Below are 26079 nucleotides of genomic sequence, written 5' to 3' on the forward strand. Positions count from 1 at the left end.
CGTTGTCTGTGAAGTGTTTCACATCCGCCGTGTCGATGGAGGCGCATTATAGGGATCCCATTTTTTAGCACAAGTATTTTTTAGATCTTTTTTTCCGACTGCTGATTTTCCGCGCTTTTCGCTGAAATCCCGCCCGATCTGCTTAAATATTGACGTATTTTGCCTTGCCTCGATCCATTAATACGATCAAAGTCTTCTGTATAGCGCTCATTGTTAGAGGTAGATATGCCCGCAGTATTACGTCCTTATAAAGATCTGTTCCCCCAAAAAGGCGATCGCGTGATGATCGATGCCAGCAGCGTGGTGATTGGTGATGTCCGAATGGCCGACGATGTCAGTATCTGGCCACTCGTCGCCATCAGGGGTGATGTTAACTATGTGTCGATTGGTGCACGTACCAATATTCAGGACGGTAGCGTCCTGCACGTCACGCACAAATCCTCCTATAACCCGGAAGGTAATCCTCTCATCATTGGAGAAGAGGTTACCGTCGGCCATAAAGTGATGCTTCACGGCTGCACTATCGGAAATCGCGTACTTGTTGGCATGGGGTCGATTTTGCTGGATGGTGTCATAGTAGAAGATGACGTGATGATTGGAGCCGGTAGCCTGGTCCCGCAGAACAAACGGCTGGAGAGCGGCTATCTTTATCTGGGAAGTCCGGTAAAACAGATCCGCCCCCTTAAGGAGGCAGAGATCGAAGGATTAAAATACTCGGCGAACAACTACGTAAAATGGAAAAATGATTATTTGGATCAGGATAGCCAAACCCAACCCTGATCGTCTTCCTGCTCTTCGCGGATTAAATCGCTGGCTTCCTCTTCCAGATCCCAGCGATTTTCGCAAAATACCGCTATCGGATCTGAACCGCCAAAACGACGCAACAGCGTTTCCCCATGAATGGCACAGGTCAGTTGCATGCCGTGTACCAGAACCGGGAAACAGACCGCTTGCTTACTTTCATCCCAGCTCTCTCTGTCCGGAAAATGAATAGCCTGATTCACGCCGAAAGCTCCTGCTTTAACTTTTCAATGACCGGCTCGACTGCAGGCAACACCCCGTGCCAGAGAAGCACCGCATGCGCAGCCTGCCCCACCAGCATGCCGAGTCCATCGGCTAACTTTTTCGCACCGTGTTGTTCACACCAGTAAAGGAAAGGCGTCTTCCCTTTCTGATAAAACATGTCATAGAAATACATATGCGCACTGACCAGCGAAGCGGGGATCGCCGGGATCTCACCACTAATGCCGCTGGATGTGGCATTAATGACAAGATCGAACTCACGATCGGCAAGATCGTCAAGAGCTGCCGCGCTCACGCTGCCGGTATGCGCAAACAACGCCGCCAGCGCTTCTGCCCGGGAAAAGGTTCTGTTAGTAACGGTCACCGAACAGTCCAGTGAAAGCAGAGGCAACAGAACGCCCCGCGATGCGCCACCCGCGCCAATCAGCAGGATCCGGAATCCGGGCTTGATAAAGGAGAGTCTTTCCAGATCGCTGAGTAAACCAATTCCGTCGGTGTTGTCACCCAAAAGGCGTCCATCCTCAAGCCGTTTTAGAGTATTGACTGCACCAGCCAGAGAAGCTCGTTCGGTTAGCTCATCCGCACGTTCGAAGGCTTCCTCTTTAAAAGGCACCGTCACATTCGCGCCTTTGCCCCCCGCGGCGAAAAAGGCTTCCAGCGTTGGGATAAAAGCATCCACTGGCGCCAGTATGCGGCCGTAGGGATGATCAATCTCCAGCTGCTCCGCGAATTGCTGATGGATCAACGGTGATTTGCTGTGTGCAATGGGATTGCCAAAAACAGCATAGGTTTCCATGAGATTACCCCTGGCGAAAACGTTCGCCGGTCAAAGCGTCGCGAATTTCAGACGGATTCAGGCGCCCTCCCGTTTCACCGACAGCAACAGGGAAGTCATTCCCGAACTGCGCCAGCACTTCTTCGGTTGTCCGACAAGGCGGCAATCCGGTCAGGTTAGCACTTGTTGAGACTAGCGGTTTACCAAATGCCAGACAAAGCTCAACCACCAGCGGATGGTCAGTTACGCGAACGGCGAGGGAATCAAAGCGTCCGGTTAACCAACGCGGGGTTGTCGGCTGCGCCGGGAAGACGAAGGTCACCGGTCCCGGCCACGCGGAGAAGATAGTCTCGCGCTGCGCCGGCGTCAGCATAGAGTCATCGATATAAGGTTTAAGCTGCTCGTAATTCGCAGCGATCAAAATCAGTCCTTTCTCGACGGGTCTTTGTTTCAGGGCAAGCAGACGGCTCACAGCCGTCTCGCTGTCAGGATCGCAACCGACCCCAAAAACAGCTTCAGTTGGATAGGCGATGACTTCTTCATTTTTCAGTACGTCCACTGCATGCGCAATGGAGCCTGATGGCAGGTTATTATTCACTATTTTGATCCGCCGTAACCGGCTTTCCACATTGTTTACTGGCGCAGAAGCGTTTCATGCCTTGCGCGGTTTTCTTCTCTATCAGTAGCGGATAATTGCAATGAGGGCAGGTTCCCGCTACCGGTTTAAAATTGATGACGAACTGGCATTCAGGATAGCGATCGCACGAATGGAAGGTCTTACCATAACGGGAACGGCGCTGTACCAGCTGACCGCGCTGACACTGAGGGCACGCAATTGCCGTTTCATCAGGCTTATCAATTTGTTCCGTATGCTCACATTCTGGATAGCGGCTACATCCAATAAACATGCCGAAACGCCCCTGCCGCAGGGCTAATTCACCACCGCACACGGGACAATACTGACCCTCCAGAATTTTAACGATATGTCCATCCGCCTGGCTTTTCAGAGGACGAACATAATCACATTCCGGATAGTGTGAACAACCGAGAAACGGGCCGTGTTTCCCAGACCGAATAACAAGTTCAGCCCCGCACTGCGGGCAGGGCTCGTTTTTATGCACCGTGAATAGTGCTGATTTGGCCATAACAACTCTTGGTGCTGCACATTGAATTAGTGCAGCATACCTTCATTCACTTCAAAGAGTAATTCTTCCATTTGCTGATAGGCATTTTCACAGCCCGGAATATTAAACAGAACCATCAGGATCACCCATTTGAGATCTTCCAGTTCGAATTCTGCTGTATCCAGCGCCATGACGCGCTCTATCACCATTTCTCTCGTTTCGAGGTTCAGCACCTGAATCTGCTCAAGGAATAAGATGAATCCCCGACAGCTGGCGTCCAGCCTTTCACACTCTTCTGAGGTATAAATGCGTACTGACAATGGATCAGAAGCAAGCTGCATCGGTTCGGCCAGGCCTTCCTGATAATCAGCCAGTTTTTCCAACCACATCAACGCATTATAGATGTCTTCCCGCTCAAACCCCGCATCGGTAAGATCCTGTGTCAATTTGTCCTGATCCACTCGCATTTCTGCTTCGTTATGGATGTAAGTCTCAAACAAATACATCAGTACGTCGAACATGGCATGCCCTCCTCAATCGGACATAGCCGCCGGGTACAGCTGCGATCCACCCTGCTAACTCCAGTTCGAGTAGCTGTGCTACCGTTACTGGCACAGGTTGGCCGGCACGTTCAGCGACAACGTCAACAGGTGTTACCTCATCTCCTACGTTAGCCAGGAGCTTGGGAAATGGCAATGCCACCTTTCCCTGATCTGATGAATATTGTCGCTTTTCGGGATCTTCCTGCAGCCATTGCAGCCCATATTGCAAATTTTCAAGAATATCCCCTACTTCCGTTACCGGTGTGGCCCCTTGTTTAATCAGCCAGTGGGGCCCCTCGCATCCGGGGTTACCTATCGGGCCGGGCAAGGCAAAGACCTCTCTCCCCTGTTCGAGCGCGCATCGTGCCGTGACCAGCGAACCGCTTCGCCGCGCAGCTTCAACTACCAGCACGCCTTTGCTAAGCCCGCTGATAATTCGATTACGACGCGGAAAGTTTGCCGGCCTGGGCTGCGCGGAAAGCGGAAACTCAGAGACTATCGCGCCGTCAGATTCAATAAGCCGCATCGCCAATGCCTGATGTCGGCGTGGATAAATGCTAAAAAGACCGTTCCCCAGGACCGCGACACTTTGTCCTTTAGCTGACAGTGCCGCGCTGTGGGCAACGCCGTCAATACCGCAGGCCAGCCCGCTGGTAATCGTGAAACCACTTTGTGTAAGCTGTTCGCACAGGATTTTCCCCCATCGCTCGCCGTACCATGACGGCGCACGACTGCCTACCACCGCCAGCTGAACGGTATTAAGCGTCTCTGGGTTACCTTTTATGAATAATGCACCGGGATAATCAGGGATCGTGCGAAGCAAAGGGGGATAAAGGGGATGGTTGGCCGTTAATAAATGATGCCCCGGCTGCTCAAGCCATAGCAGGCTACGTTCCAGCTCACTCTCATTGAACGCAAAGAACCGTTCAGCCTGCTTTGCTGTCAGTCCAGCATTTCTTAAGACAAGCGTGTCGATGCCTTCCTGCTTCTGCAGTCGTGCAGCCGCTTCCAGCATTACATCACCACACAGAGACCCTGTGTGTATTAGCCGTAGCCATATCTCGGTCAACGTCATCCTTTCCCCTGCCATAAGCGGCCTCCGCAATCATTGCGATTGGTCACTGATGCTGTCAATCGATGAGGGATTTGTCTAGAATAGAGGTAGTATTCTTATCAACTCCTGAACACGACTCTGGAAATTTATGGCAGTTTTGCAAGTGTTACATATTCCGGACGAGCGCCTTCGCATCGTCGCTGAACCGGTCAAAGAAGTGAATGCAGAAATCCAGCGTATCGTTGATGATATGTTCGATACCATGTACGCCGAAGAAGGCATTGGCCTGGCGGCGACACAGGTGGACATTCATAAGCGTATTATCGTGATTGATGTTTCTGAAAATCGCGATGGCCGCCTGGTGCTGATCAACCCTGAACTGCTCGAAAAGAGTGGCGAAACCGGTATTGAGGAAGGCTGTCTGTCTATTCCTGAACAGCGTGCGTTAGTGCCGCGAGCTGAAAAGGTGAAAATTCGCGCCCTGGATCGTGACGGTAATCCGTTCGAACTGGAAGCAGATGACCTGCTGGCGATTTGTATTCAGCATGAGATGGATCACCTTGTCGGTAAACTGTTTATCGATTACCTCTCACCGCTGAAACAGCAGCGTATTCGTCAGAAAGTAGAAAAACTGGATCGTTTGCGTTCTCGCGCATAACGCCCCCCGGATACAAGGATCATCGTGTCTAAAACACTACGAATTATCTTCGCGGGAACCCCTGATTTTGCAGCGCGTCATCTTGACGCGCTGTTATCTTCCGGTCACAAGGTTGTTGGCGTCTTTACCCAGCCGGACCGTCCTGCTGGTCGCGGCAAAAAAATGATGCCCAGCCCGGTAAAAGTGCTGGCAGAAGAGCATGGGCTACCCGTTTTCCAGCCCGCATCGTTACGCCCACAGGAAAATCAGCAGCTGGTCGCTGACCTGAAAGCCGACGTAATGGTGGTGGTGGCTTACGGTTTAATCCTGCCAAAAGCTGTGCTCGATATGCCTCGCCTGGGTTGCATCAACGTGCATGGGTCTTTGCTCCCGCGCTGGCGTGGTGCTGCACCTATTCAGCGCTCGCTGTGGGCAGGTGATGCCGAAACGGGCGTTACCATTATGAAGATGGACGTAGGTTTAGACACCGGCGATATGCTGTATAAACTGGCCTGCCCCATTACGTCAGACGATACCAGCGCCACGCTGTATGACAAACTGGCAGACCTCGGTCCACAAGGGCTTATCGAGACGCTCCAGCAGCTTGCTGACAATACGTCGAAACCGGAAGTTCAGGATGACGCGCTGGTGACTTATGCCGAAAAGCTGAGCAAAGAAGAAGCGCGGATCGACTGGTCCCTGTCGGCCGCTCAGCTTGAACGCTGCATTCGCGCTTTCAATCCATGGCCGATGAGCTGGATGGAGATTGATGAGCAGCCGGTGAAAGTGTGGAAAGCCTCCGTCATTAGCGGTACTACTACGGCTGAACCCGGTACGATTGTTGACGCCAACAAGAACGGCATCCAGGTGGCGACTGGGCAAGGGATATTGAATCTTGAATCGCTCCAACCGGCCGGTAAGAAAGCCATGAGCGCTCAGGATCTGTTAAATTCCCGTCGCGAATGGTTTATCCCGGGCAACCGTCTTGCCTGAGCAAATTTATTCTTAAGGCCCGGTGTTTCCGGGCATTTTTATTTTTACGGTTATGAAAAAACAAAATCTACGCAGTATGGCGGCTCAGGCCGTCGAGCAGGTTATTGAGCAGGGCCAGTCATTGAGCAATGTCCTGCCTCCCCTGCAGCAAAAAGTCTCTGATAAGGATAAAGCCCTGCTTCAGGAGCTCTGCTTTGGCGTCCTGCGCACGCTTTCTCAACTTGAGTGGTTGATTAATAAGCTGATGTCACGCCCAATGACAGGCAAACAGCGCACCGTACACTATTTGATTATGGTGGGTTTTTATCAGCTTCTTCATACCCGCATCCCACCCCATGCCGCGCTGGCAGAGACGGTGGAAGGTGCCGTTGCGATTAAACGTCCTCAGTTGAAAGGGCTGATCAACGGCGTACTGCGTCAGTTCCAGAGACAGCAGGAAGAGCTTCTGGCTGAATTTGCCCAAAGCGAAGCGCGCTTCCTGCATCCGGACTGGCTGTTGAAGCGCCTGAAAAAAGCTTATCCGCAGCAATGGCAGGACATTGCCGATGCTAACAACCAGCGTCCACCAATGTGGTTACGCGTGAATCGTAATCACCACACCCGTGACGCATGGCTGGCATTACTTGAAGAAGCTGGAATGAGCGGCTTCACCCATGACGCATACCCTGATGCCGTGCGCTTAGCATCGCCTGCACCGGTACATGCATTGCCCGGCTTTGAAGACGGTTGGGTAACGGTACAGGATGCCTCGGCTCAGGGTTGCATGACCTGGCTTGAACCCCAAAACGGTGAGCAGATCCTCGATCTCTGCGCCGCACCAGGGGGCAAAACGACGCATATTCTTGAAGTGGCTCCGCAGGCCAGCGTGATGGCAGTGGACGTTGATGAGCAGCGTCTTTCACGCGTCTACGACAACCTCAAGCGCCTGGGCATGAAGGCACAGGTTAAGCAAGGCGATGGACGCAAACCAGCAGAATGGTGTGGCGAAACACAATTCGATCGCATTTTGCTGGATGCCCCCTGCTCTGCCACCGGCGTGATTCGTCGTCATCCTGATATCAAGTGGCTGCGTCGCGATCGTGATATTAACGAGCTTGCCCAACTGCAATCCGACATTCTCGACGCCATCTGGCCACATCTTAAACCCGGCGGCACGCTGGTCTATGCGACCTGCTCAGTGCTGCCGGAAGAAAACAGTCAGCAAATCGCGGCCTTCCTTAAACGTACCCCGGATGCAGCGCTGCGCGATACGGGAACGCCTGAATGCCCGGGTCAGCAGAATCTGCCGGGTGCAGAAGAGGGTGATGGCTTCTTTTACGCTAAGCTAATCAAAGAGTGATGTTGAGAACAGGTCACGAGATATGAAGATTATCATTCTGGGCGCAGGACAGGTTGGCGGAACGCTGGCGGAAAACCTGGTTGGGGAAAACAACGACATCACCATAGTTGATACCAACGGCGATCGCCTGCGTGTTTTACAGGACAAATTTGACCTGCGCGTGGTGCAGGGTCATGGTTCGCACCCACGTGTTCTTCGTGAGGCAGGCGCCGACGATGCCGACATGCTGGTTGCGGTAACCAGTTCTGACGAAACCAATATGGTTGCCTGTCAGGTGGCCTACTCGCTTTTCAACACACCAAACCGAATTGCGCGTATTCGCTCTCCGGACTATGTCCGCGATGCTGAAAAACTGTTTAATTCCGAAGCGGTCCCCATCGACCACCTTATCGCGCCAGAACAGCTGGTTATCGACAATATCTACCGCCTGATCGAATATCCGGGTGCCCTGCAGGTGGTAAACTTTGCCGAGGGCAAAGTGAGTCTGGCAGTGGTTAAGGCCTATTACGGCGGACCATTGATTGGCAATGCGCTTTCCACCATGCGCGAGCACATGCCGCATATCGATACGCGCGTCGCAGCCATTTTCCGTCACGACAGACCCATTCGCCCGCAGGGCTCCACGATTGTCGAAGCCGGTGATGAGGTCTTCTTTATTGCGGCCTCACAGCATATTCGTGCGGTGATGAGTGAACTACAGCGTCTCGAAAAACCCTATAAACGCATTATGCTGGTCGGCGGCGGCAATATCGGTGCAGGTCTGGCACATCGGTTAGAAAAAGATTACAGCGTGAAGTTGATCGAGCGCGATCAACAGCGTGCTGCTGAACTGGCGGAAAAACTTCAAAATACGATCGTATTTTATGGTGATGCGTCCGATCAGGAGCTACTGGCTGAAGAGCATATTGATCAAGTCGATCTCTTTATTGCCGTCACCAACGATGACGAGGCAAATATAATGTCCGCCATGCTCGCGAAGCGCATGGGGGCAAAAAAAGTCATGGTGCTTATCCAGCGCAAGGCGTATGTCGATCTGGTTCAGGGCAGCGTTATTGATATTGCCATTTCGCCTCAGCAGGCAACAATTTCAGCGCTTCTGAGCCATGTTCGTAAAGCGGATATTGTCGGTGTGTCATCGCTCCGCCGTGGCGTGGCGGAAGCCATTGAAGCTGTTGCTCACGGAGATGAAACCACGTCACGCGTAGTGGGTCGGTCAATCGATGAAATTAAGCTTCCACCAGGCACGATCATCGGCGCCGTTGTGCGCGGAAATGATGTCATGATTGCCAATGATAATTTACGAATTGAGCAAGGCGATCACGTTATTATGTTCCTTACCGATAAAAAGTTTATTACTGACGTCGAACGTTTATTCCAGCCAAGTCCATTCTTCCTTTAAAGAATTGGGTGCTCCAGAAAAAGCACCCTTACTTTATCCTTTTCATTTCTGTGCCTTTTATTTTTCATAATGTTTAATTATCCCGAATGGCAATTGGCTAATCATTTGTTAAACTTAAACTCGTCAGCTGGCACAAGGAGAGAACAATGAGTTTTATTAAAGAATTTCGCGAATTTGCGATGCGCGGGAACGTGGTGGATTTAGCTGTGGGTGTCATTATTGGTGCGGCATTCGGCAAGATTGTTTCATCATTAGTGGCCGACATTATCATGCCACCTTTAGGGTTGTTAATCGGGGGCATAGATTTCAAACAGTTCGCTTTCACGCTGCGTGAAGCACAGGGTGATGTGCCGGCGGTCGTGATGCACTACGGCGTATTCATTCAGAACGTATTTGATTTTGTGATTGTCGCGTTTGCCATTTTTATGGCTATCAAGCTGATCAACAGGCTCAATCGTAAGAAAGAAGAGCCAGCTGCAGCACCTGCACCAACGAAAGAAGAAGTGCTGCTGAGTGAGATCCGCGATCTGTTAAAAGAGCAGAACAACCGCGTTTAATCAAAAGCTTAAAGCAGGAAGGCCAGTGGTAAATAAGCGATTCGCTTGCTTGCCACTGGCCTCCCAGTTACCCCGTTTTTCATGCTTGTCTTTACGCAGATAACTTCCTTTCCCTTTTTTATTCTTCTCAACACGCTGTCTGAATAGCGGGTCGTGAAGTAGTGCCTCAATGGCATTGTCTTTGATCTGACCTTTCGTGTGCTGATAGCGGCTCATAAATTCTCCTGAGCATGGTTTATGACGACGGGAGTCTAGACCCGGATGAACTAAAAATCAACAGCCCTGCGTTTCTCCACTCGCTCCCTGTTCAAGAGCTTCCAGAATGGAACAATAAATACTGCTGTGGGCCGTACCGCAGCAGGCATCATTCAGCCTTTGCAGAGAGCGCTGCATGGTTTGCAGCTCCTGAATGCGTGCTTCCACTTCATCCAGACGAGCCTGCACAATGCTTTTAGACTCCTGGCAGGTGTGATGTGCCGGATCGATGCGGATCGATAAAAGTTCGCGGATCGAGTCTAATGTGAAACCGAGCTGGCGCGCATAACGAATAAACCGCAGGCGCTGCAGATCGTTATCGGTATAAAGTCGAAAGCCACCTTCAGTACGAACCTCATGATCGATCATCTGCTGCTTTTCGTAATATCGAATGGTATCCGGCGTGACGTTAGCGAGCTTCGCAAGTTCACCGATACGGTACATAGCTACTCCTCATTTAATTTCTGCATCAATCTTACACCGTATTCACCGTGCAGAAAGTCAGTGTTCATTCCTGCCTGGCGAAGCTTGAGTTCAAGCAGGGTGAGACGACGGCTAAGTTCAGAATGTCGCGGATCGTCCTGACGGAGGCCTTTAAGCAGATCGGCCAGTTCAACAGCCTCTCTGCGCTGTTCAAGCTCCGGAGGGAGACAGCCTGCATTTTTCAGTAAACGGTATCCAGCCCGTAATTCAGGCGAGATGTGGGAATCGTCTTCAAGCACAAGAGGTTCGCCGCTTCCTGGAAGATCGTCGAATTCGCCTTTTTTTTGGGCATCACGAATATGGCGTTCTGCCCACTGGTCGAGCAACCACATTACCAGCTCCAAGGATGAACAGAATTGATACAGACATTGTAGAGAAGTGGGGATATCACGGATATAAAAAAACCCGCCGGAGCGGGTTTTTTTACGTTACTGCAGATTACTCTGCAGCAGCTTCTGCTTTCTCTGAACGATCAACCAGCTCGATGTAAGCCATCGGCGCGTTGTCGCCTGCACGGAAACCACACTTCAGAATGCGAGTGTAACCACCGGCACGGCTCGCGAAACGCGGGCCCAGTTCGTTAAACAGTTTTGCCACGATCTCGTTATCACGAGTACGGGCGAATGCCAGACGACGATTAGCAACGCTGTCAGTCTTGGCAAGAGTAATCAGCGGCTCAACTACGCGACGCAGCTCTTTCGCTTTAGGCAGGGTCGTCTTGATGATCTCATGACGAACCAGTGAACCTGCCATGTTGCGGAACATAGCCTGGCGATGGCTGCTGTTGCGGTTCAGTTGACGACCACTCTTACGATGGCGCATGACCTTATCCTTCTCAGTAAAACCTTAACCTGTGATCCGGTTACTCGTCAGCAATGCTTGCCGGTGGCCAGTTTTCCAGGCGCATGCCCAGAGACAGACCACGAGAAGCCAGCACGTCTTTAATCTCAGTAAGAGATTTTTTACCCAGGTTCGGCGTTTTCAGCAACTCAACCTCGGTACGCTGTACCAGATCACCGATATAGTGGATAGCTTCTGCCTTGAGGCAGTTAGCAGAGCGGACAGTCAACTCGAGATCGTCAACAGGGCGCAGCAGGATCGGATCGAATTCTGGTTTCTCTTCTTTCACTTCCGGCTGACGTACATCACGTAAGTCAACGAAAGCTTCCAGTTGTTCTGCCAGGATGGTTGCCGCACGACGAATCGCCTCTTCAGGATCGATTGTGCCGTTGGTTTCCATTTCGATGACCAGCTTGTCCAGGTCGGTACGCTGTTCTACACGCGCTGCTTCAACATTGTAGGCAATACGCTCTACAGGGCTGTAGCATGCGTCGACCAGCAGACGGCCGATTGGGCGCTCATCTTCTTCCGAATGAATTCGGGCAGAAGCCGGCACATAACCACGACCGCGCTGAACTTTGATACGCATGCTAATCGCTGCGTTCTCATCGGTCAGGTGGCAGATCACGTGCTGCGGCTTGACGATTTCAACATCACCGTCGTGGGTGATGTCGGCTGCAGTCACAGGGCCAATGCCAGATTTATTCAGAGTAAGAATAACTTCATCTTTACCCTGAACTCTCACCGCCAGCCCTTTCAGGTTGAGCAGGATTTCAAGGATATCTTCCTGAACGCCTTCTTTGGTGCTGTACTCATGAAGTACACCATCAATCTCAACCTCGGTCACCGCGCAACCCGGCATCGATGAGAGCAGAATACGGCGCAGTGCGTTACCCAGAGTATGGCCAAAGCCACGCTCTAAAGGCTCAAGGGTCACCTTGGCGTGCGTCGAACTCACTTGCTCGATATCTACCAGGCGCGGTTTTAGAAACTCTGTCACAGAACCCTGCATTGTGTCCTCTCTTTGGTACTAAGCTTTACTTGGAGTAAAGCTCGACGATCAGGTGTTCGTTAATGTCCGCAGACAGATCAGAACGTTCTGGCTGACGCTTGAACGTACCTTCCATCTTGCCAGCATCAACTTCCAGCCAGGTTGGCTTTTCACGCTGCTCAGCCAGCTCCAGAGCGGCCTTCACGCGAGATTGCTTTTTCGCTTTCTCACGAATGCTAACAACGTCATTCGCTTTAACCTGATAAGAAGCGATGTTAACAACACGACCGTTTACCATGATTGCTTTGTGGCTAACCAGCTGACGTGATTCAGCACGAGTAGCGCCGAAGCCCATACGGTATACAACGTTGTCCAGACGACCTTCCAGCAGAGCCAACAGGTTTTCACCTGTGTTGCCTTTCAGACGTGCTGCTTCTTTATAGTAGTTACGGAACTGACGCTCCAGCACACCGTACATACGGCGAACTTTTTGCTTTTCACGCAACTGCACACCATAGTCAGACAGACGCGGTTTACGCGCACCGTGCTGGCCAGGAGCTTGTTCAATTTTACACTTGGTATCGATCGCGCGAACGCCAGACTTAAGGAATAAGTCGGTGCCCTCACGACGGCTCAGCTTGAGCTTAGGACCCAAATATCTTGCCATTTTCTATCTCCAACTAACCTAAAAAACGGAGCGTTATACGCGACGTTTTTTCGGCGGACGACAACCGTTATGAGGGATCGGAGTCACATCAGTAATATTCGTGATGCGGAAACCAGCGGCGTTCAGAGCGCGAACAGTAGATTCACGACCCGGACCCGGACCTTTAACCATAACTTCCAGATTCTTGATACCGTATTCTTTTACGGCTTCAGCGCAACGCTCTGCTGCAACCTGAGCTGCGAACGGAGTGGATTTGCGAGAACCACGGAAACCGGAACCACCGGCTGTTGCCCAACCCAATGCGTTACCCTGACGATCAGTAATAGTAACGATGGTGTTGTTGAAAGAAGCATGGATATGAGCCACGCCGTCAGAGACTTGTTTTCTTACACGTTTACGTGCACGAACTGGTGCCTTTGCCATTATTCAATCACCCCGATTATTTCTTGATCGGTTTGCGCGGACCCTTACGGGTACGTGCGTTGGTCTTAGTACGCTGACCGCGCACTGGCAGACCACGACGATGACGCAAACCGCGATAGCAACCAAGATCCATCAGGCGCTTGATGCTCATGCTGATTTCACGGCGCAGATCACCTTCAACGACAAATTTGGCAACTTCGTCACGCAGCGTGTCGATTTGTTCTTCAGACAGCTCACTGATCTTAACATCTTCAGCGATACCCGCTGCAGCCAGAATGGCTTTAGAACGGGTCTTGCCGACGCCGTAGATCGAAGTTAATGCGATCACAGCATGTTTCTGATCAGGAATGTTAATGCCTGCTATACGGGCCACTATGCACTCCTACTATTTAATATGTACGCACCATGCTGAAAAGCCCGTTTTCAGGATACTCAAATGGAAACGTACAGACATACAAAAGATTGGCTGGCTAATCTAGCCAGCTCAACCCAACTTTGCAAGAAAAATATGCGAAATAATCAGCCTTGGCGCTGTTTATGCTTCGGCTCGGCACTGCAAATCACACGGATGACACCATCACGCTTAACGATTTTGCAGTTACGGCATAATTTCTTGACGGAAGCACGAACTTTCATTTTTACTCTCCGTAACTTCTCAGGCGACCAATTAGCGGCCGTAGCCTTTCAGGTTCGCCTTCTTCAATGCAGACTCATACTGACTGGACATCATCAGAGTTTGCACTTGAGCCATAAAGTCCATAATCACGACAACAACGATAAGCAGTGAGGTCCCACCGAAGTAGAACGGTACTTTCATTGCATCACGCATGAACTCCGGGATCAGGCAGATAAAAGTAATATAGAGCGCACCAACCAAAGTCAGGCGGGTCATTACTTTATCGATATACTTCGCCGTTTGCTCTCCCGGACGAATTCCTGGTACAAATGCACCGGACTTCTTCAGGTTATCTGCTGTTTCACGCGGGTTGAAGACCAACGCCGTGTAGAAGAAACAGAAGAAGATGATCGCAGACGCATAGAGTAACACATAAAGTGGTTGCCCAGGCTGCAAATACAGCGAAATTGTTGTCAGCCAGTTCCAACCAGTACCGCCCCCGAACCATGACGCGATGGTCGCCGGGAACAGAATAATACTGGAAGCGAAGATAGCCGGGATAACCCCCGCCATGTTCACTTTCAGCGGTAAATGTGTGCTCTGTGCAGCATAGACACGACGACCTTGCTGACGTTTAGCGTAGTTCACCACAATGCGGCGTTGACCACGTTCAACGAAGACAACAAAGAACGTCACTGCAAATACTAATACTGCAACCAACAGCAACAGGAGGAAGTGCAGGTCGCCTTGACGCGCTTGCTCGATAGTATGGGCGATGGCTGGCGGGAGGCCCGCAACAATACCGGCGAAGATGATGATTGAGATACCGTTACCGATACCACGCTCAGTAATCTGTTCGCCGAGCCACATCAGGAACATTGTCCCTGTGACCAGACTTACAACAGCGGTGAAGTAGAATGCAAAGCCCGGGTTTAACACCAGGCCCTGCATACCAGGCATATTCGGCAGACCGGTAGCAATACCGATCGACTGGAATATTGCCAGCACCAGAGTACCGTAACGGGTGTACTGACTAATCTTACGACGTCCAGACTCCCCTTCTTTCTTCAACTCTGCCAGGGCCGGATGAACGACCGTCAGCAGCTGGATAATAATAGATGCCGAAATGTACGGCATAATACCCAATGCAAAGATAGAAGCACGGCTGAGAGCACCACCAGAGAACATGTTGAACATTTCAATGATGGTGCCTCGCTGTTGCTCAAGCAGTTTGGCAAGTACAGCGGCATCGATACCAGGGATCGGAATAAAAGAGCCAATACGGAACACAATCAGCGCGCCGATAACAAACAGCAGTCTGCGTTTCAGCTCGCCAAATCCACCTTTGGCACTTTGAAAATCTAATCCCGGTTGCTTAGCCATCTGCTACTTATTCCTCAATTTTACCGCCAGCAGCTTCGATAGCAGCACGAGCACCTTTAGTAACACGCAGGCCACGAACAGTTACCGGAGTAGAAACTTCACCAGCCAGGATCACTTTCGCGAACTCGATCTGGATACCGATAATGTTTGCTGCTTTCAGCGTGTTCAGGTCTACAACGCCGCCTTCAACTTTCGCCAGGTCAGACAGACGGATTTCCGCTGTGATCGCTGCTTTGCGAGAGGTGAAGCCGAACTTCGGCAGACGACGGTACAGTGGCATCTGGCCACCCTCGAAACCGCGACGTACGCCACCGCCAGAACGAGAGTTCTGACCTTTGTGACCACGACCACCGGTTTTACCGAGGCCAGAACCGATACCACGACCCAGGCGTTTACCCGCCTTTTTAGAGCCTTCGGCCGGAGACAGAGTATTTAAACGCATCTCTTACTCCTCAACTTTAACCATGAAGTAAACCGCGTTGACCATACCACGAACAGCAGGAGTATCCTCGCGCTCAACGGTATGACCAATACGACGCAGACCCAGGCCAAGCAGCGTTGCCTTGTGTTTCGGCAGACGACCGATTGCACTGCGGGTTTGAGTGATTTTAATAGTCTTTGCCATGGTCAATTACCCCAGAATTTCTTCAACGGATTTACCACGCTTGGCAGCGACCATTTCTGGAGAATTCATATTTTCCAGGCCATCAATAGTTGCACGAACCACGTTGATCGGGTTGGTGGAACCATATGCTTTAGCCAGAACGTTATGAACCCCAGCAACTTCCAGAACGGCGCGCATTGCACCACCGGCGATGATACCGGTACCTTCTGAAGCTGGCTGCATGAATACACGAGAACCCGTGTGAACACCTTTAACTGGGTGCTGCAGGGTGCCGTTGTTCAGCGCGACGTTAATCATGTTGCGACGGGCTTTTTCCATCGCTTTCTGGATCGCTGCTGGAACTTCACGCGCTTTACCGTAACCAAAACCAACGCGACCGTTACCATCGCCTACTACAGTCAGAGCTGTGAAGGAGAAAATACGACCACCTTTAACGGTTTTAGATACGCGGTTTACCGCGATCAGCTTTTCCTGCAGTTCGCCAGCCTGTTTTTCGATGTGAGCCATCTTACACCTCTACCTTAGAACTGAAGGCCAGCTTCACGGGCAGCATCTGCCAGTGCCTGGACACGACCATGATATTGGAACCCGGAACGGTCAAAGGAAACATTGCTGATGCCTTTTTCCAGAGCGCGTTCAGCAACAGCTTTACCTACAGCTGCAGCGGCGTCTTTGTTACCGGTGTACTTCAATTGTTCTGAGATAGCTTTTTCTACAGTAGAAGCAGCTACCAGAACTTCAGAACCGTTCGGTGCAATTACCTGTGCGTAAATATGACGCGGGGTACGATGTACCACCAGGCGAGTTGCACCCAGCTCTTTGAGCTTGCGGCGTGCGCGGGTCGCACGACGGATACGAGCAGATTTCTTATCCATAGTGTTACCTTACTTCTTCTTAGCCTCTTTGGTACGCACGACTTCGTCGGCGTAACGAACACCCTTGCCTTTGTAAGGCTCAGGACGACGGTAGGCGCGCAGATCTGCTGCAACCTGACCGATCAGCTGTTTATCAGCGCCTTTCAGCACGATTTCAGTCTGAGTCGGGCATTCTGCAGTGATACCGGCCGGCAGCGGATGCTCAACAGGGTGTGAGAAGCCCAGAGACAGGCCTACTGCATTCCCTTTGATAGCTGCACGATAACCTACACCAACCAGCTGAAGCTTTTTAGTGAAGCCTTCGGTAACACCAACAACCATTGAGTTCAGCAGGGCACGCGCGGTACCAGCCTGAGCCCATCCATCCACGAAACCATCACGTGGACCGAAGGTCAGAGCGTTATCTGCATGTTTAACTTCAACAGCTTTGTTGAGGGTACGAGTCAGCTCGCCGTTTTTACCTTTGATCGTAATAACCTGACCGTCGATTTTTACATCAACGCCGGCAGGAATAACGACCGGTGCTTTAGCAACACGAGACATTCTTTCCTCCGATTAGGCTACGTAGCAGATAATTTCGCCACCAAGACCAGCCTGGCGCGCTGCACGATCAGTCATAACACCTTTAGAGGTAGAAACAACTGCGATACCAAGACCAGCCATAACTTTTGGCAGCTCATCTTTTTTCTTATAGATGCGCAGGCCTGGGCGGCTGACACGCTGAATGCTTTCTACAACAGCTTTACCCTGGAAATACTTGAGAGTAAGTTCCAGTTCCGGCTTGGTGTCGCCTTCAACTTTAAAATCTTCGATAAAACCTTCTTCCTTCAGCACGTTGGCAATTGCCACTTTCAGCTTGGCGGAAGGCATGGTGACCGCAACTTTGTTCGCGGCCTGACCGTTACGGATACGGGTCAGCATATCCGCGATCGGATCTTGCATGCTCATCTGTCTTTACTCCCGTGATTCAATTGGTAATTACCAGCTAGCCTTTTTCAAGCCTGGCACTTCACCGCGCATGGCGGCTTCACGCAGTTTGATACGGCTCAACCCAAACTTGCCCACATAACCATGTGGACGACCTGTTTGACGACAGCGGTTACGCTGACGAGACGGGCTGGAATCACGCGGCAGAGACTGCAGCTTGAGAACCGCATTCCAACGATCTTCGTCGGAAGCGTTCACATCAGAAATGATCGCTTTCAGTTCAGCGCGTTTAGCGAAGAATTTATCAGCTAAAGCTACGCGCTTTACTTCGCGTGCTTTCATTGATTGCTTAGCCATTCAGTAACCCTACCTTACTTGCGGAACGGGAAGTCAAAGGCAGCCAGCAGAGCACGGCCTTCTTCGTCAGATTTCGCAGTAGTGGTAATGGTAATATCCAAACCACGCACGCGGTCGACTTTATCGTAGTCGATTTCTGGGAAGATGATCTGCTCACGGACACCCATGCTGTAGTTACCACGACCGTCGAAAGACTTAGCGGACAAGCCACGGAAGTCACGGATACGTGGAACAGCAATAGTGATCAGGCGCTCAAAGAACTCCCACATGCGTTCGCCACGCAGAGTTACTTTACAGCCGATCGGATAGCCCTGACGGATTTTGAAGCCTGCAACAGATTTGCGTGCTTTGGTGATCAGCGGTTTTTGACCGGAGATTGCTGTCAGGTCAGCTGCTGCGTTATCCAGCAGTTTCTTGTCAGCGATCGCTTCACCAACACCCATGTTCAGGGTGATCTTCTCGACCCGAGGGACTTGCATGACAGAATTGTAGTTAAACTCGGTCATGAGTTTTTTAACTACTTCGTCTTTGTAGTAATCATGCAGTTTCGCCATCGTACTACTCCAAATTACTTGATAGTTTCGCTGTTAGACTTGAAGAAACGGACTTTTTTGCCGTCTTCGAATCTAAAGCCTACACGGTCAGCCTTGCCGGTAGCCGCATTGAAGATTGCAACGTTAGAAACCTGAATAGCAGCTTCTTTTTCAACGATGCCACCTGGTTGGTTCAGGGCCGGAACCGGCTTCTGATGTTTCTTAACCAGGTTGATACCTTCAACGACAAGTTTGCCGGAAGACAGAACATTTTTTACTTTACCGCGTTTACCTTTATCTTTACCGGTTAACACGATAACTTCGTCATCACGACGGATTTTCGCTGCCATGATTCGCTCCTTAGAGTACTTCTGGTGCCAGAGAGATAATTTTCATGAACTTCTCAGTACGAAGTTCACGAGTTACCGGCCCAAAGATACGCGTGCCGATAGGCTGCTCGCTGTTATTGTTTAAAATAACGCATGCATTACCATCGAAGCGAATGACAGAACCGTCAGGGCGACGAACACCCTTCTTGGTGCGCACCACTACCGCCTTCAGCACATCACCTTTTTTGACCTTACCACGTGGAATTGCTTCCTTGATGGTGATCTTGATGATGTCGCCTACGCCTGCGTAGCGACGGTGCGAGCCACCCAGAACCTTGATACACATTACGCGACGTGCACCGGAGTTGTCGGCGACGTTCAGCATAGTCTGTTCTTGGATCATTTTAGTGCTCCGCTAATGTCAACTACTACCTGAGACTCTAAAATCAGAGCCGTTAAAAAGCCCCATATCGAGGGCGCGGCATTATAACACCGCTTCTGCAATATGGGTAGAAAAAATAAACGGCTCATCGCTGAGCCGTTTATTCGTATTGAGAAGGCGTACTGTATTACAGAACCGCTTTCTCTACAACGCGAACCAGCGTCCAGGACTTAGTCTTGGACAGTGGGCGGCATTCACGGATTTCAACCTTGTCGCCGATACCACATTCGTTGTTCTCGTCATGTACGTGCAGTTTGGTCGTACGCTTGATGAATTTACCGTAGATCGGGTGTTTCACAATACGTTCGATAGCTACAACAATGGATTTCTCCATTTTGTCGCTAACAACACGACCTTGCAGAGTACGGATTTTATCGGTCATTACGCACCCGCCTTCTGAGTCAGTAAAGTCTTAACGCGCGCAACATTGCGACGCACTTGCTTCAGCAGGTGAGTCTGTTGCAGCTGGCCACTTGCAGCCTGCATACGCAGGTTGAACTGCTCACGCAGCAGGTTCAGCAGCTCAGCGTTCAGCTCTTCAACGCTTTTTTCACGCAGCTCTTTTGCTTTCATTACATCACCGTCTTAGTTACAAAGGTGGTTTTGATAGGCAGTTTCGCTGCTGCCAGGCCGAAGGCTTCACGGGCCAGCTCTTCCGGAACACCGTCCATTTCATAAAGGACTTTGCCCGGTTGGATCAAGGCAACCCAGTACTCCACGTTACCTTTACCTTTACCCATACGAACTTCCAGCGGCTTCTCGGTGATCGGTTTGTCCGGGAATACACGGATCCAGATCTTACCTTGACGCTTAACTGCACGGGTCATTGCACGACGTGCTGCTTCGATCTGACGTGCAGTCAGACGACCACGGCCAACAGCTTTCAGACCGAAAGTGCCGAAGCTAACATCCGTACCCTGCGCCAGACCACGGTTGCGGCCTTTGTGCACTTTACGGAATTTTGTACGCTTTGGTTGTAACATCAGCGACGCTCCTTATTTACGGCCTTTACGCTGCTGCTTTTTAGGTTGAGCAGCCGGTTTTTCCGGTTGTTCAACAGCAGCCATACCACCCAGGATCTCACCTTTGAAGATCCATACCTTAACGCCGATTACACCGTAAGTGGTGTGCGCTTCAGAGGTGTTGTAGTCGATGTCAGCACGCAGAGTGTGCAGCGGTACGCGACCTTCACGGTACCATTCGGTACGTGCGATTTCCGCGCCGCCCAGACGGCCGCTAACTTCAACTTTGATACCTTTAGCGCCCAGACGCATTGCGTTCTGTACAGCACGCTTCATAGCACGACGGAACATAACACGACGTTCCAGCTGTGAAGTGATGCTGTCAGCAACCAATTTAGCGTCCAGTTCAGGCTTACGAACTTCAGCGATATTGATCTGTGCAGGAACGCCAGCGATATCCGCTACGACCTTGCGCAGTTTTTCTACGTCTTCGCCTTTCTTACCGATAACGATGCCAGGACGAGCAGTGTGAATAGTCACACGGATGCTCTTCGCTGGACGCTCGATAACGATACGAGATACAGACGCTTTAGCCAGTTCCTTAGTCAGGTACTGACGTACTTTAAAATCGCTGTCCAGGTTGTCAGCGAATTCTTTGGTGTTCGCAAACCAGGTAGAGTTCCATGGTTTTACAATACCCAGGCGAATACCATTAGGATGTACTTTCTGACCCATTGCTAGTCTCCAGAGTCTCAGCGATCGGACACAACCACAGTAATGTGGCTGGTGCGCTTCAGGATGCGATCTGCACGACCTTTCGCACGCGGCATAATGCGCTTCATGCTTGGGCCTTCATCTACGAAAATTTTCGCAACTTTCAGATCGTCGATGTCAGCGCCATCGTTGTGTTCAGCGTTAGCAATGGCAGATTCCAGTACTTTCTTGACCAATACCGCAGCTTTCTTGTTGGTATAGGTCAGAATGTCCAGGGCCTGCGACACTTTCTTACCGCGAATCAGGTCAGCAACAAGGCGAACCTTCTGAGCAGAAGAACGAGCATGGCGATGTTGAGCTAAAGTTTCCATCTCTTCCTCCTACCTTATTTCTTCTTCGCTTTTTTATCAGCAGCGTGGCCGCGATAAGTACGAGTCGGTGCGAATTCACCCAGTTTGTGACCAACCATTTCGTCGGTAACAAAGACTGGAACGTGCTGACGACCATTATGGACAGCGATGGTCAAACCGATCATGTTAGGAAAGATCGTTGAACGACGGGACCAAGTGCGCAGGGGCTTCTTGTCTCCGCTTTCCACCGCTTTCTCTACCTTCTTCAGCAAGTGCAGGTCAATAAAAGGACCTTTCTTGAGAGAACGTGGCATGGCTTATCCTCTAAAATTATTTGCTACGGCGACGTACGATAAATTTATCAGTACGCTTGTTGCTGCGGGTCTTCTTACCTTTGGTCTGAACGCCCCACGGAGATACCGGGTGCTTACCAAAGTTACGACCTTCACCACCACCATGTGGGTGATCGACTGGGTTCATCGCAGTACCGCGAACGGTAGGACGAACACCACGCCAGCGTGCAGCACCTGCTTTACCCAGAACGCGCAGCATATGCTCAGCATTGCCAACTTCGCCCAGAGTAGCGCGGCAGTCTGCTTCGACTTTACGCATTTCACCAGAACGCAGACGCAGAGTGACATAAGCACCATCACGAGCAACGATCTGAACGTAAGTACCAGCGGAACGTGCCAGCTGACCGCCTTTACCTGGTTTCATTTCTACGTTATGAACGGTAGAACCAACCGGGATATTGCGCATCGGCAGGGTGTTGCCTGCTTTGATTGCAGCATCAACGCCAGACTGAATCTGGTCGCCAGCTTTCAGGCCTTTAGGGGCCAGGATGTAACGGCGTTCGCCGTCTTTGTACAGAACCAGCGCGATGTTCGCGGAACGGTTCGGATCGTACTCAAGACGTTCAACAACTGCTGGGATACCGTCTTTGTTGCGTTTGAAGTCAACAATACGATAAGCCTGCTTGTGGCCACCACCGATGTGACGAGTGGTGATACGGCCATTGTTGTTACGACCACCGGATTTGCTGTTTTTTTCCAGCAACGGAGCAAAAGGTTTGCCCTTGTGCAGCTCAGGGTTAACCACTTTAACTACGTGGCGACGACCCGGAGATGTCGGTTTACATTTAACAACTGCCATTGTATTACTCCTCCGACTTACTCAGCGCCGCCAACGAAGTCCAGATTCTGGCCTTCTTTCAGGGTGACGTAAGCTTTTTTCCAGTCGCTACGACGACCGATACGCTGTCCGTGACGTTTAACTTTCCCTTTAACTACCAGGGTGTTAACGACTTCGACTTCGACTTCAAACAGTTTCTGCACAGCAGCTTTGATCTCTGCTTTGGTCGCGTCTTTAGCAACTTTGAGAACGATGGTGTTTGTTTTTTCCATCGCAGTAGACGCTTTTTCAGAAACGTGCGGTGCGCGAAGCACCTTCAGCAGACGTTCTTCACGAATCATGCCAGCATCTCCTCAACTTGCTTAACAGCATCAGCAGTCATTACGACTTTGTCGAAGGCGATCAGGCTAACCGGGTCGATACCAGTCGCATCGCGTACGTCAACCTTGTGCAGGTTACGTGCGGCCAGGAACAGGTTCTCGTCCAGCTCACCGGTGATGATCAGCACATCTTCCAGAGCCATGTCTTTCAGTTTCTGTGCCAGCAGCTTAGTTTTAGGCGCTTCAACAGAGAACTTCTCGACAACGATCAGACGATCCTGACGTACCAGTTCGGACAGGATGCTTTTCAGCGCGCCGCGGTACATCTTTTTGTTAACTTTTTGACTGTGGTCCTGTGGACGCGCAGCGAAGGTCACGCCACCTGAACGCCAGATCGGGCTCTTGATAGAACCTGAACGCGCACGGCCGGTACCTTTCTGGCGCCATGGCTTTTTGCCAGAACCAGTTACTTCAGCACGAGTCTTCTGAGCACGAGTACCCTGACGAGCACCAGCTGCATAAGCAACAACAACCTGGTGAACCAGCGCTTCGTTGAAATCACGACCGAAGGTAGTTTCGGAAACAGTCAGCGCGCTCTGCGCGTCTTTCAATACTAATTCCATTGCTATCCCCTTACGCCTTCACAGCTGGTTTAACGATCAGGTCGCTACCGGTTGCACCCGGAACTGCACCTTTAACCAGCAGCAGGTTGCGCTCAGCGTCAACACGTACTACGTCCAGGCTCTGAACGGTTACACGTTCGTTACCCAGCTGACCTGCCATTTTCTTGCCTTTGAACACTTTGCCCGGAGTCTGGTTCTGACCGATAGAACCCGGAACGCGGTGAGACAAGGAGTTACCGTGAGTAGCGTCCTGGGTACGGAAGTTCCAGCGCTTAACGGTACCAGCAAAACCTTTACCTTTAGAGGTACCGGTTACGTCAACTTTTTTAACGTCAGCAAACAGCTCAACGCTAATGTCCTGACCTACGGTGAACTCTTCGCCTTCAGCAAGACGGAATTCCCACAGACCACGGCCAGCTTCTACGCCAGCTTTAGCGAAGTGACCCGCTTCTGGTTTGGTTACACGGTTAGCTTTTTTAGCACCAGTGGTAACCTGAATAGCGCGGTAGCCATCGTTAGCCAGATCTTTAACCTGAGTAACGCGGTTTGCTTCAACTTCGATTACGGTTACTGGGATAGAAACGCCATCTTCAGTGAAGATGCGGGTCATACCCACTTTTTTACCGACTAAACCAATCATTGTTTCAACCTCTCAATCGCTCGATGACCTGATTAACCCAGGCTGATCTGCACGTCTACACCGGCAGCCAGATCCAGACGCATCAGAGCATCAACGGTTTTCTCAGTTGGCTCAACGATGTCAACCAGACGCTTGTGAGTGCGGATTTCGTACTGATCGCGCGCGTCTTTGTTAACGTGCGGAGAGATCAGAACGGTGAAGCGCTCTTTGCGGGTCGGCAGCGGGATCGGACCACGGACTTGCGCACCAGTGCGCTTAGCAGTCTCGACGATTTCCGCGGTTGATTGATCGATCAGACGATGATCAAACGCTTTAAGGCGGATACGGATTCTTTGGTTCTGCATGAGACCAGAGCTCCAATTATTTTATAAACGAAAATGATTACTCCTCAAACCCATTACGATTGATGGGAGAGTGTAACCGTTCTTACGTAGCTCCCCAATTGGGAGCATTGTTGAGTAACAAAATGAGCTACTCTGGTTCTGATTGAACCCGCCGTCAATTACGACAAGCCCGCGCATTATACGTAAATCTGGGCAAGACGCAAGTGCCGTTTAGAAATTAAGCGCCAGAGGCGCAGTATTCATAAGAGCGCGCAACATTTTATGCAATGTAATCTGCGTCGATGCTTTGTTTCGAGCCGCTACGCATCTCCTTTTTTTATGCGTTGCCGGCAAGGCCGATTATAACGAGTATGCGCGCAAACCCGCTTGAGGCCTTTTTCATGCTAACCACCCTCCCCTTTCTGCTGATCTATCTTTCGCTGACTGCCTTACTGGTACATGCCGATATTCGCTACGGTCTGCTTCCCGATAAATTTCTCTGCCCGCTGCTATGGGCGGGCCTGCTCTTTCAGCTCTGTATCCATCCGGATTTTCTGCCACGTGCGGTGGTGGGTGCGATGGCTGGATATATCGGTTTTGCCGTTATTTACTGGGGCTACTGGTTTATCCGCCGACGTGAAGGTATGGGATATGGCGATGTAAAATACCTGGCTGCGCTTGGCGCATGGCACGGCTGGTGCGTACTGCCTACGCTGGCGCTACTCGCGGCGCTGATGGCGCTTCTTTGCATTATTGTTTTTTCGTTAATCCGCCCTGATAAGAAGGCAATAAAAAACCCGCTGCCTTTTGGGCCATTTCTGGCAGCAGCGGGTTTATGCGTTGGCTGGAAGACGTTGCTTATTCTTCCACTTTAATCTGTGACTGAAGATAGTTTTGCAGGCCGATTTTAGCAATCAGATCCAGCTCCGTTTCCAGCCAGTCAATATGGCCTTCTTCATCGGCCAGGATCTGGATCATCATATCGCGACTGACGTAGTCATGTACGCTGTCAGCATAGGCAATGGCTTCACGGAGATCTTTGGCGCCTTCAAGCTCCAGCCTGAGGTCGGAACGCAGCATCTCTTCGACATCTTCTCCGATGCCCAGCTTGCCGAGATCCTGCAGGTTTGGAATGCCTTCAAGGAATAAAATACGCTCGATATATTTATCAGCGTGTTTCATCTCATCTATAGATTCATGGTACTCAACGTCGTTTAAACGTTTGAGTCCCCAGTTTTTGAACATTCTCGCGTGAAGAAAGTACTGGTTGATTGCGACAAGCTCATTTCCCAATAATTTATTGAGATAACTTATGATTTTAACATCACCTTTCATTATATAGTCCCTCCGCTTCCACTCATTGAAGCGTAGATCGGGCTACAGGGATGTCAAAAAAAAGATGGGCGCTTACGCGATCTCTTTGTATTCCGGGATCTGCATCAGTTCGTCCTGCATGATCTCTCGCGCAGCACGTACACATTTACCGCATTGATTTCCCACCGGAACAAATTTGCGAAGCTGCTGGAATGACTGGGGCTGGAACTGGCGAACGGCCTGACGTATTTTTTTGTCGCTTACACCATTACATAAACAAACGTACATATAAACTCCCGTTCAAATTATGCGCAAAGTGTAAGTGAGAATGGTTATGATTACAATAGCACAAACGCCAGAATGCGGGGCGGGAGCAGGCAAAAAATGCGAAATTTTGTGACAAATACCTGAGCGGCAGAAAACAAAAAAGGACGCCGAAGCGTCCTTTTTTATTCGGGGATAATTAATTAGCCCAGAACTTTAGCAACAACGCCCGCGCCAACGGTACGGCCG

46 protein-coding genes are annotated in these 26079 nt (G+C 50.8%); 7 read left to right on the plus strand and 39 right to left on the minus strand.

What is annotated here, in order from left to right:
• Window positions 1-225: 225 nt before the first annotated feature.
• Window positions 226-780 (plus strand): gamma carbonic anhydrase family protein, encoded by a 555-nt coding sequence (locus tag LRM19_RS20715; RefSeq protein ID WP_111966069.1) that lies wholly within the window; start codon window positions 226-228, stop codon window positions 778-780.
• Here LRM19_RS20715 and LRM19_RS20720 read toward each other — a convergent pair.
• The 6 genes from LRM19_RS20720 to dprA are packed head-to-tail and all read right to left on the minus strand — an operon-like array spanning window position 756 to window position 4539.
• Window positions 756-1004, minus strand: coding sequence for a DUF1488 domain-containing protein (locus LRM19_RS20720; RefSeq protein ID WP_111966068.1), 249 nt, complete (start codon window positions 1002-1004; stop codon window positions 756-758). The genes LRM19_RS20715 and LRM19_RS20720 overlap by 25 nt on opposite strands.
• Window positions 1001-1819, minus strand: a complete 819-nt coding sequence (gene aroE, locus LRM19_RS20725; protein ID WP_271369731.1) for a shikimate dehydrogenase — start codon at window positions 1817-1819, stop codon at window positions 1001-1003. Before aroE ends, LRM19_RS20720 begins: the two co-directional genes overlap by 4 nt.
• A gap of 4 nt (window positions 1820-1823) precedes the next feature.
• Window positions 1824-2396, minus strand: a complete 573-nt coding sequence (tsaC, locus tag LRM19_RS20730; protein ID WP_023309444.1) for an L-threonylcarbamoyladenylate synthase type 1 TsaC — start codon at window positions 2394-2396, stop codon at window positions 1824-1826.
• Window positions 2389-2943, minus strand: a complete 555-nt coding sequence (locus tag LRM19_RS20735; RefSeq protein ID WP_047652855.1) for a DNA topoisomerase family protein — start codon at window positions 2941-2943, stop codon at window positions 2389-2391. The genes tsaC and LRM19_RS20735 overlap by 8 nt, the downstream gene beginning before the upstream one ends.
• A gap of 26 nt (window positions 2944-2969) precedes the next feature.
• Window positions 2970-3443 carry a DUF494 family protein Smg gene (smg, locus tag LRM19_RS20740; protein WP_217480378.1) on the minus strand — a complete coding sequence of 158 codons (474 nt, stop codon included), beginning with the start codon at window positions 3441-3443 and terminating at the stop codon, window positions 2970-2972.
• Complete coding sequence (gene dprA, locus LRM19_RS20745) at window positions 3415-4539, minus strand: DNA-protecting protein DprA (RefSeq protein ID WP_111966072.1); 1125 nt, start codon at window positions 4537-4539, stop codon at window positions 3415-3417. Before dprA ends, smg begins: the two co-directional genes overlap by 29 nt.
• Window positions 4540-4666: 127 nt before the next feature.
• Between dprA and def the strand changes: the two genes are divergently transcribed.
• From def to mscL, 5 genes are all read left to right on the plus strand, one after another.
• Window positions 4667-5176, plus strand: coding sequence for a peptide deformylase (gene def, locus LRM19_RS20750; protein WP_008503479.1), 510 nt, complete (start codon window positions 4667-4669; stop codon window positions 5174-5176).
• A gap of 24 nt (window positions 5177-5200) precedes the next feature.
• Window positions 5201-6148: a methionyl-tRNA formyltransferase gene (fmt, locus tag LRM19_RS20755; protein WP_127732448.1), complete on the plus strand. Its 948-nt coding sequence runs from the start codon at window positions 5201-5203 to the stop codon at window positions 6146-6148.
• A 52-nt stretch (window positions 6149-6200) separates the two neighbouring features.
• Entirely contained in the window at window positions 6201-7487 is a 1287-nt protein-coding gene (gene rsmB, locus LRM19_RS20760) for a 16S rRNA (cytosine(967)-C(5))-methyltransferase RsmB (protein WP_111966071.1), read from the plus strand.
• Window positions 7488-7509: 22 nt separating this feature from the next.
• Window positions 7510-8886, plus strand: a complete 1377-nt coding sequence (trkA, locus tag LRM19_RS20765; protein WP_008503482.1) for a Trk system potassium transporter TrkA — start codon at window positions 7510-7512, stop codon at window positions 8884-8886.
• 146 nt (window positions 8887-9032) lie between these two features.
• Window positions 9033-9443: a large-conductance mechanosensitive channel protein MscL gene (gene mscL / locus LRM19_RS20770; protein WP_023309449.1), complete on the plus strand. Its 411-nt coding sequence runs from the start codon at window positions 9033-9035 to the stop codon at window positions 9441-9443.
• Here the strand turns inward: mscL and LRM19_RS20775 are convergent, their stop codons facing one another.
• From LRM19_RS20775 to rpsJ, 31 genes are all read right to left on the minus strand, one after another.
• Entirely contained in the window at window positions 9444-9659 is a 216-nt protein-coding gene (locus LRM19_RS20775) for an alternative ribosome-rescue factor A (protein ID WP_111966064.1), read from the minus strand.
• A 57-nt stretch (window positions 9660-9716) separates the two neighbouring features.
• Complete coding sequence (zntR, locus tag LRM19_RS20780; RefSeq protein ID WP_014833516.1) at window positions 9717-10142, minus strand: Zn(2+)-responsive transcriptional regulator; 426 nt, start codon at window positions 10140-10142, stop codon at window positions 9717-9719.
• A gap of 2 nt (window positions 10143-10144) precedes the next feature.
• Window positions 10145-10513, minus strand: a complete 369-nt coding sequence (locus tag LRM19_RS20785; RefSeq protein WP_271369732.1) for a DUF1992 domain-containing protein — start codon at window positions 10511-10513, stop codon at window positions 10145-10147.
• 106 nt (window positions 10514-10619) lie between these two features.
• Window positions 10620-11003 (minus strand): 50S ribosomal protein L17, encoded by a 384-nt coding sequence (gene rplQ / locus LRM19_RS20790; protein WP_001216368.1) that lies wholly within the window; start codon window positions 11001-11003, stop codon window positions 10620-10622.
• Window positions 11004-11043: 40 nt separating this feature from the next.
• A complete protein-coding gene (locus tag LRM19_RS20795) occupies window positions 11044-12033 on the minus strand; it encodes a DNA-directed RNA polymerase subunit alpha (protein ID WP_002919219.1) in 990 nt (329 codons plus the stop codon).
• A 25-nt stretch (window positions 12034-12058) separates the two neighbouring features.
• A complete protein-coding gene (rpsD, locus tag LRM19_RS20800) occupies window positions 12059-12679 on the minus strand; it encodes a 30S ribosomal protein S4 (protein WP_004868345.1) in 621 nt (206 codons plus the stop codon).
• Window positions 12680-12712: 33 nt separating this feature from the next.
• Window positions 12713-13102, minus strand: coding sequence for a 30S ribosomal protein S11 (gene rpsK, locus LRM19_RS20805; RefSeq protein ID WP_003863312.1), 390 nt, complete (start codon window positions 13100-13102; stop codon window positions 12713-12715).
• Window positions 13103-13118: 16 nt separating this feature from the next.
• On the minus strand, window positions 13119-13475 hold the full coding sequence (rpsM, locus tag LRM19_RS20810; RefSeq protein ID WP_003863308.1) for a 30S ribosomal protein S13: 357 nt from the start codon (window positions 13473-13475) through the stop codon (window positions 13119-13121).
• Between the two features lie 146 nt (window positions 13476-13621).
• Entirely contained in the window at window positions 13622-13738 is a 117-nt protein-coding gene (rpmJ, locus tag LRM19_RS20815) for a 50S ribosomal protein L36 (RefSeq protein ID WP_000868187.1), read from the minus strand.
• Between the two features lie 31 nt (window positions 13739-13769).
• Window positions 13770-15101, minus strand: a complete 1332-nt coding sequence (secY, locus tag LRM19_RS20820; protein WP_003863305.1) for a preprotein translocase subunit SecY — start codon at window positions 15099-15101, stop codon at window positions 13770-13772.
• A 7-nt stretch (window positions 15102-15108) separates the two neighbouring features.
• A complete protein-coding gene (gene rplO / locus LRM19_RS20825; protein WP_003863304.1) occupies window positions 15109-15543 on the minus strand; it encodes a 50S ribosomal protein L15 in 435 nt (144 codons plus the stop codon).
• A gap of 3 nt (window positions 15544-15546) precedes the next feature.
• Complete coding sequence (rpmD, locus tag LRM19_RS20830) at window positions 15547-15726, minus strand: 50S ribosomal protein L30 (protein ID WP_003863301.1); 180 nt, start codon at window positions 15724-15726, stop codon at window positions 15547-15549.
• Window positions 15727-15732: 6 nt separating this feature from the next.
• On the minus strand, window positions 15733-16233 hold the full coding sequence (gene rpsE, locus LRM19_RS20835; RefSeq protein ID WP_003863299.1) for a 30S ribosomal protein S5: 501 nt from the start codon (window positions 16231-16233) through the stop codon (window positions 15733-15735).
• A gap of 14 nt (window positions 16234-16247) precedes the next feature.
• Window positions 16248-16601: a 50S ribosomal protein L18 gene (rplR, locus tag LRM19_RS20840; RefSeq protein ID WP_003863297.1), complete on the minus strand. Its 354-nt coding sequence runs from the start codon at window positions 16599-16601 to the stop codon at window positions 16248-16250.
• A gap of 9 nt (window positions 16602-16610) precedes the next feature.
• Window positions 16611-17144, minus strand: coding sequence for a 50S ribosomal protein L6 (gene rplF, locus LRM19_RS20845; protein ID WP_003863296.1), 534 nt, complete (start codon window positions 17142-17144; stop codon window positions 16611-16613).
• 12 nt (window positions 17145-17156) lie between these two features.
• Complete coding sequence (rpsH, locus tag LRM19_RS20850; protein ID WP_006178918.1) at window positions 17157-17549, minus strand: 30S ribosomal protein S8; 393 nt, start codon at window positions 17547-17549, stop codon at window positions 17157-17159.
• 30 nt (window positions 17550-17579) lie between these two features.
• Entirely contained in the window at window positions 17580-17885 is a 306-nt protein-coding gene (rpsN, locus tag LRM19_RS20855) for a 30S ribosomal protein S14 (RefSeq protein ID WP_003863291.1), read from the minus strand.
• A gap of 14 nt (window positions 17886-17899) precedes the next feature.
• Window positions 17900-18439, minus strand: a complete 540-nt coding sequence (gene rplE, locus LRM19_RS20860) for a 50S ribosomal protein L5 (RefSeq protein WP_001096202.1) — start codon at window positions 18437-18439, stop codon at window positions 17900-17902.
• 14 nt (window positions 18440-18453) lie between these two features.
• Window positions 18454-18768 carry a 50S ribosomal protein L24 gene (gene rplX / locus LRM19_RS20865; RefSeq protein WP_003863287.1) on the minus strand — a complete coding sequence of 105 codons (315 nt, stop codon included), beginning with the start codon at window positions 18766-18768 and terminating at the stop codon, window positions 18454-18456.
• A 10-nt stretch (window positions 18769-18778) separates the two neighbouring features.
• On the minus strand, window positions 18779-19150 hold the full coding sequence (rplN, locus tag LRM19_RS20870; protein WP_002919748.1) for a 50S ribosomal protein L14: 372 nt from the start codon (window positions 19148-19150) through the stop codon (window positions 18779-18781).
• Window positions 19151-19316: 166 nt separating this feature from the next.
• The gene (gene rpsQ / locus LRM19_RS20875) at window positions 19317-19571 is read right to left on the minus strand and encodes a 30S ribosomal protein S17 (RefSeq protein WP_008503489.1); all 255 of its coding nucleotides are present in this window, start codon (window positions 19569-19571) and stop codon (window positions 19317-19319) included.
• A complete protein-coding gene (rpmC, locus tag LRM19_RS20880; RefSeq protein WP_003863282.1) occupies window positions 19571-19762 on the minus strand; it encodes a 50S ribosomal protein L29 in 192 nt (63 codons plus the stop codon). Before rpmC ends, rpsQ begins: the two co-directional genes overlap by 1 nt.
• On the minus strand, window positions 19762-20172 hold the full coding sequence (rplP, locus tag LRM19_RS20885; protein ID WP_002919759.1) for a 50S ribosomal protein L16: 411 nt from the start codon (window positions 20170-20172) through the stop codon (window positions 19762-19764). Before rplP ends, rpmC begins: the two co-directional genes overlap by 1 nt.
• A gap of 12 nt (window positions 20173-20184) precedes the next feature.
• Complete coding sequence (rpsC, locus tag LRM19_RS20890; protein ID WP_000529945.1) at window positions 20185-20886, minus strand: 30S ribosomal protein S3; 702 nt, start codon at window positions 20884-20886, stop codon at window positions 20185-20187.
• A 17-nt stretch (window positions 20887-20903) separates the two neighbouring features.
• On the minus strand, window positions 20904-21236 hold the full coding sequence (rplV, locus tag LRM19_RS20895) for a 50S ribosomal protein L22 (RefSeq protein ID WP_002919773.1): 333 nt from the start codon (window positions 21234-21236) through the stop codon (window positions 20904-20906).
• 14 nt (window positions 21237-21250) lie between these two features.
• Window positions 21251-21529 carry a 30S ribosomal protein S19 gene (rpsS, locus tag LRM19_RS20900; RefSeq protein ID WP_001138117.1) on the minus strand — a complete coding sequence of 93 codons (279 nt, stop codon included), beginning with the start codon at window positions 21527-21529 and terminating at the stop codon, window positions 21251-21253.
• A 16-nt stretch (window positions 21530-21545) separates the two neighbouring features.
• Window positions 21546-22367, minus strand: coding sequence for a 50S ribosomal protein L2 (gene rplB, locus LRM19_RS20905; RefSeq protein WP_008457150.1), 822 nt, complete (start codon window positions 22365-22367; stop codon window positions 21546-21548).
• Window positions 22368-22384: 17 nt separating this feature from the next.
• On the minus strand, window positions 22385-22687 hold the full coding sequence (gene rplW / locus LRM19_RS20910) for a 50S ribosomal protein L23 (protein WP_000617546.1): 303 nt from the start codon (window positions 22685-22687) through the stop codon (window positions 22385-22387).
• A complete protein-coding gene (gene rplD, locus LRM19_RS20915) occupies window positions 22684-23289 on the minus strand; it encodes a 50S ribosomal protein L4 (protein WP_000424395.1) in 606 nt (201 codons plus the stop codon). Before rplD ends, rplW begins: the two co-directional genes overlap by 4 nt.
• Window positions 23290-23299: 10 nt before the next feature.
• Window positions 23300-23929, minus strand: a complete 630-nt coding sequence (rplC, locus tag LRM19_RS20920) for a 50S ribosomal protein L3 (protein ID WP_003863274.1) — start codon at window positions 23927-23929, stop codon at window positions 23300-23302.
• Between the two features lie 32 nt (window positions 23930-23961).
• On the minus strand, window positions 23962-24273 hold the full coding sequence (rpsJ, locus tag LRM19_RS20925) for a 30S ribosomal protein S10 (RefSeq protein ID WP_001181005.1): 312 nt from the start codon (window positions 24271-24273) through the stop codon (window positions 23962-23964).
• A gap of 380 nt (window positions 24274-24653) precedes the next feature.
• Between rpsJ and LRM19_RS20930 the strand changes: the two genes are divergently transcribed.
• Window positions 24654-25127 carry a prepilin peptidase gene (locus tag LRM19_RS20930; protein ID WP_271369738.1) on the plus strand — a complete coding sequence of 158 codons (474 nt, stop codon included), beginning with the start codon at window positions 24654-24656 and terminating at the stop codon, window positions 25125-25127.
• On the opposite strand, the gene bfr is transcribed toward LRM19_RS20930, so the two are convergent.
• Window positions 25111-25587, minus strand: coding sequence for a bacterioferritin (bfr, locus tag LRM19_RS20935; protein ID WP_008503492.1), 477 nt, complete (start codon window positions 25585-25587; stop codon window positions 25111-25113). The genes LRM19_RS20930 and bfr overlap by 17 nt on opposite strands.
• Before the next feature lie 72 nt (window positions 25588-25659).
• Entirely contained in the window at window positions 25660-25854 is a 195-nt protein-coding gene (bfd, locus tag LRM19_RS20940) for a bacterioferritin-associated ferredoxin (protein WP_008503493.1), read from the minus strand.
• Window positions 25855-26079 lie beyond the last annotated feature (225 nt).

The sequence above is a fragment of the Enterobacter sp. PI-10 genome (genome assembly GCF_027947695.1).
Taxonomy (GTDB): domain Bacteria; phylum Pseudomonadota; class Gammaproteobacteria; order Enterobacterales; family Enterobacteriaceae; genus Enterobacter; species Enterobacter vonholyi.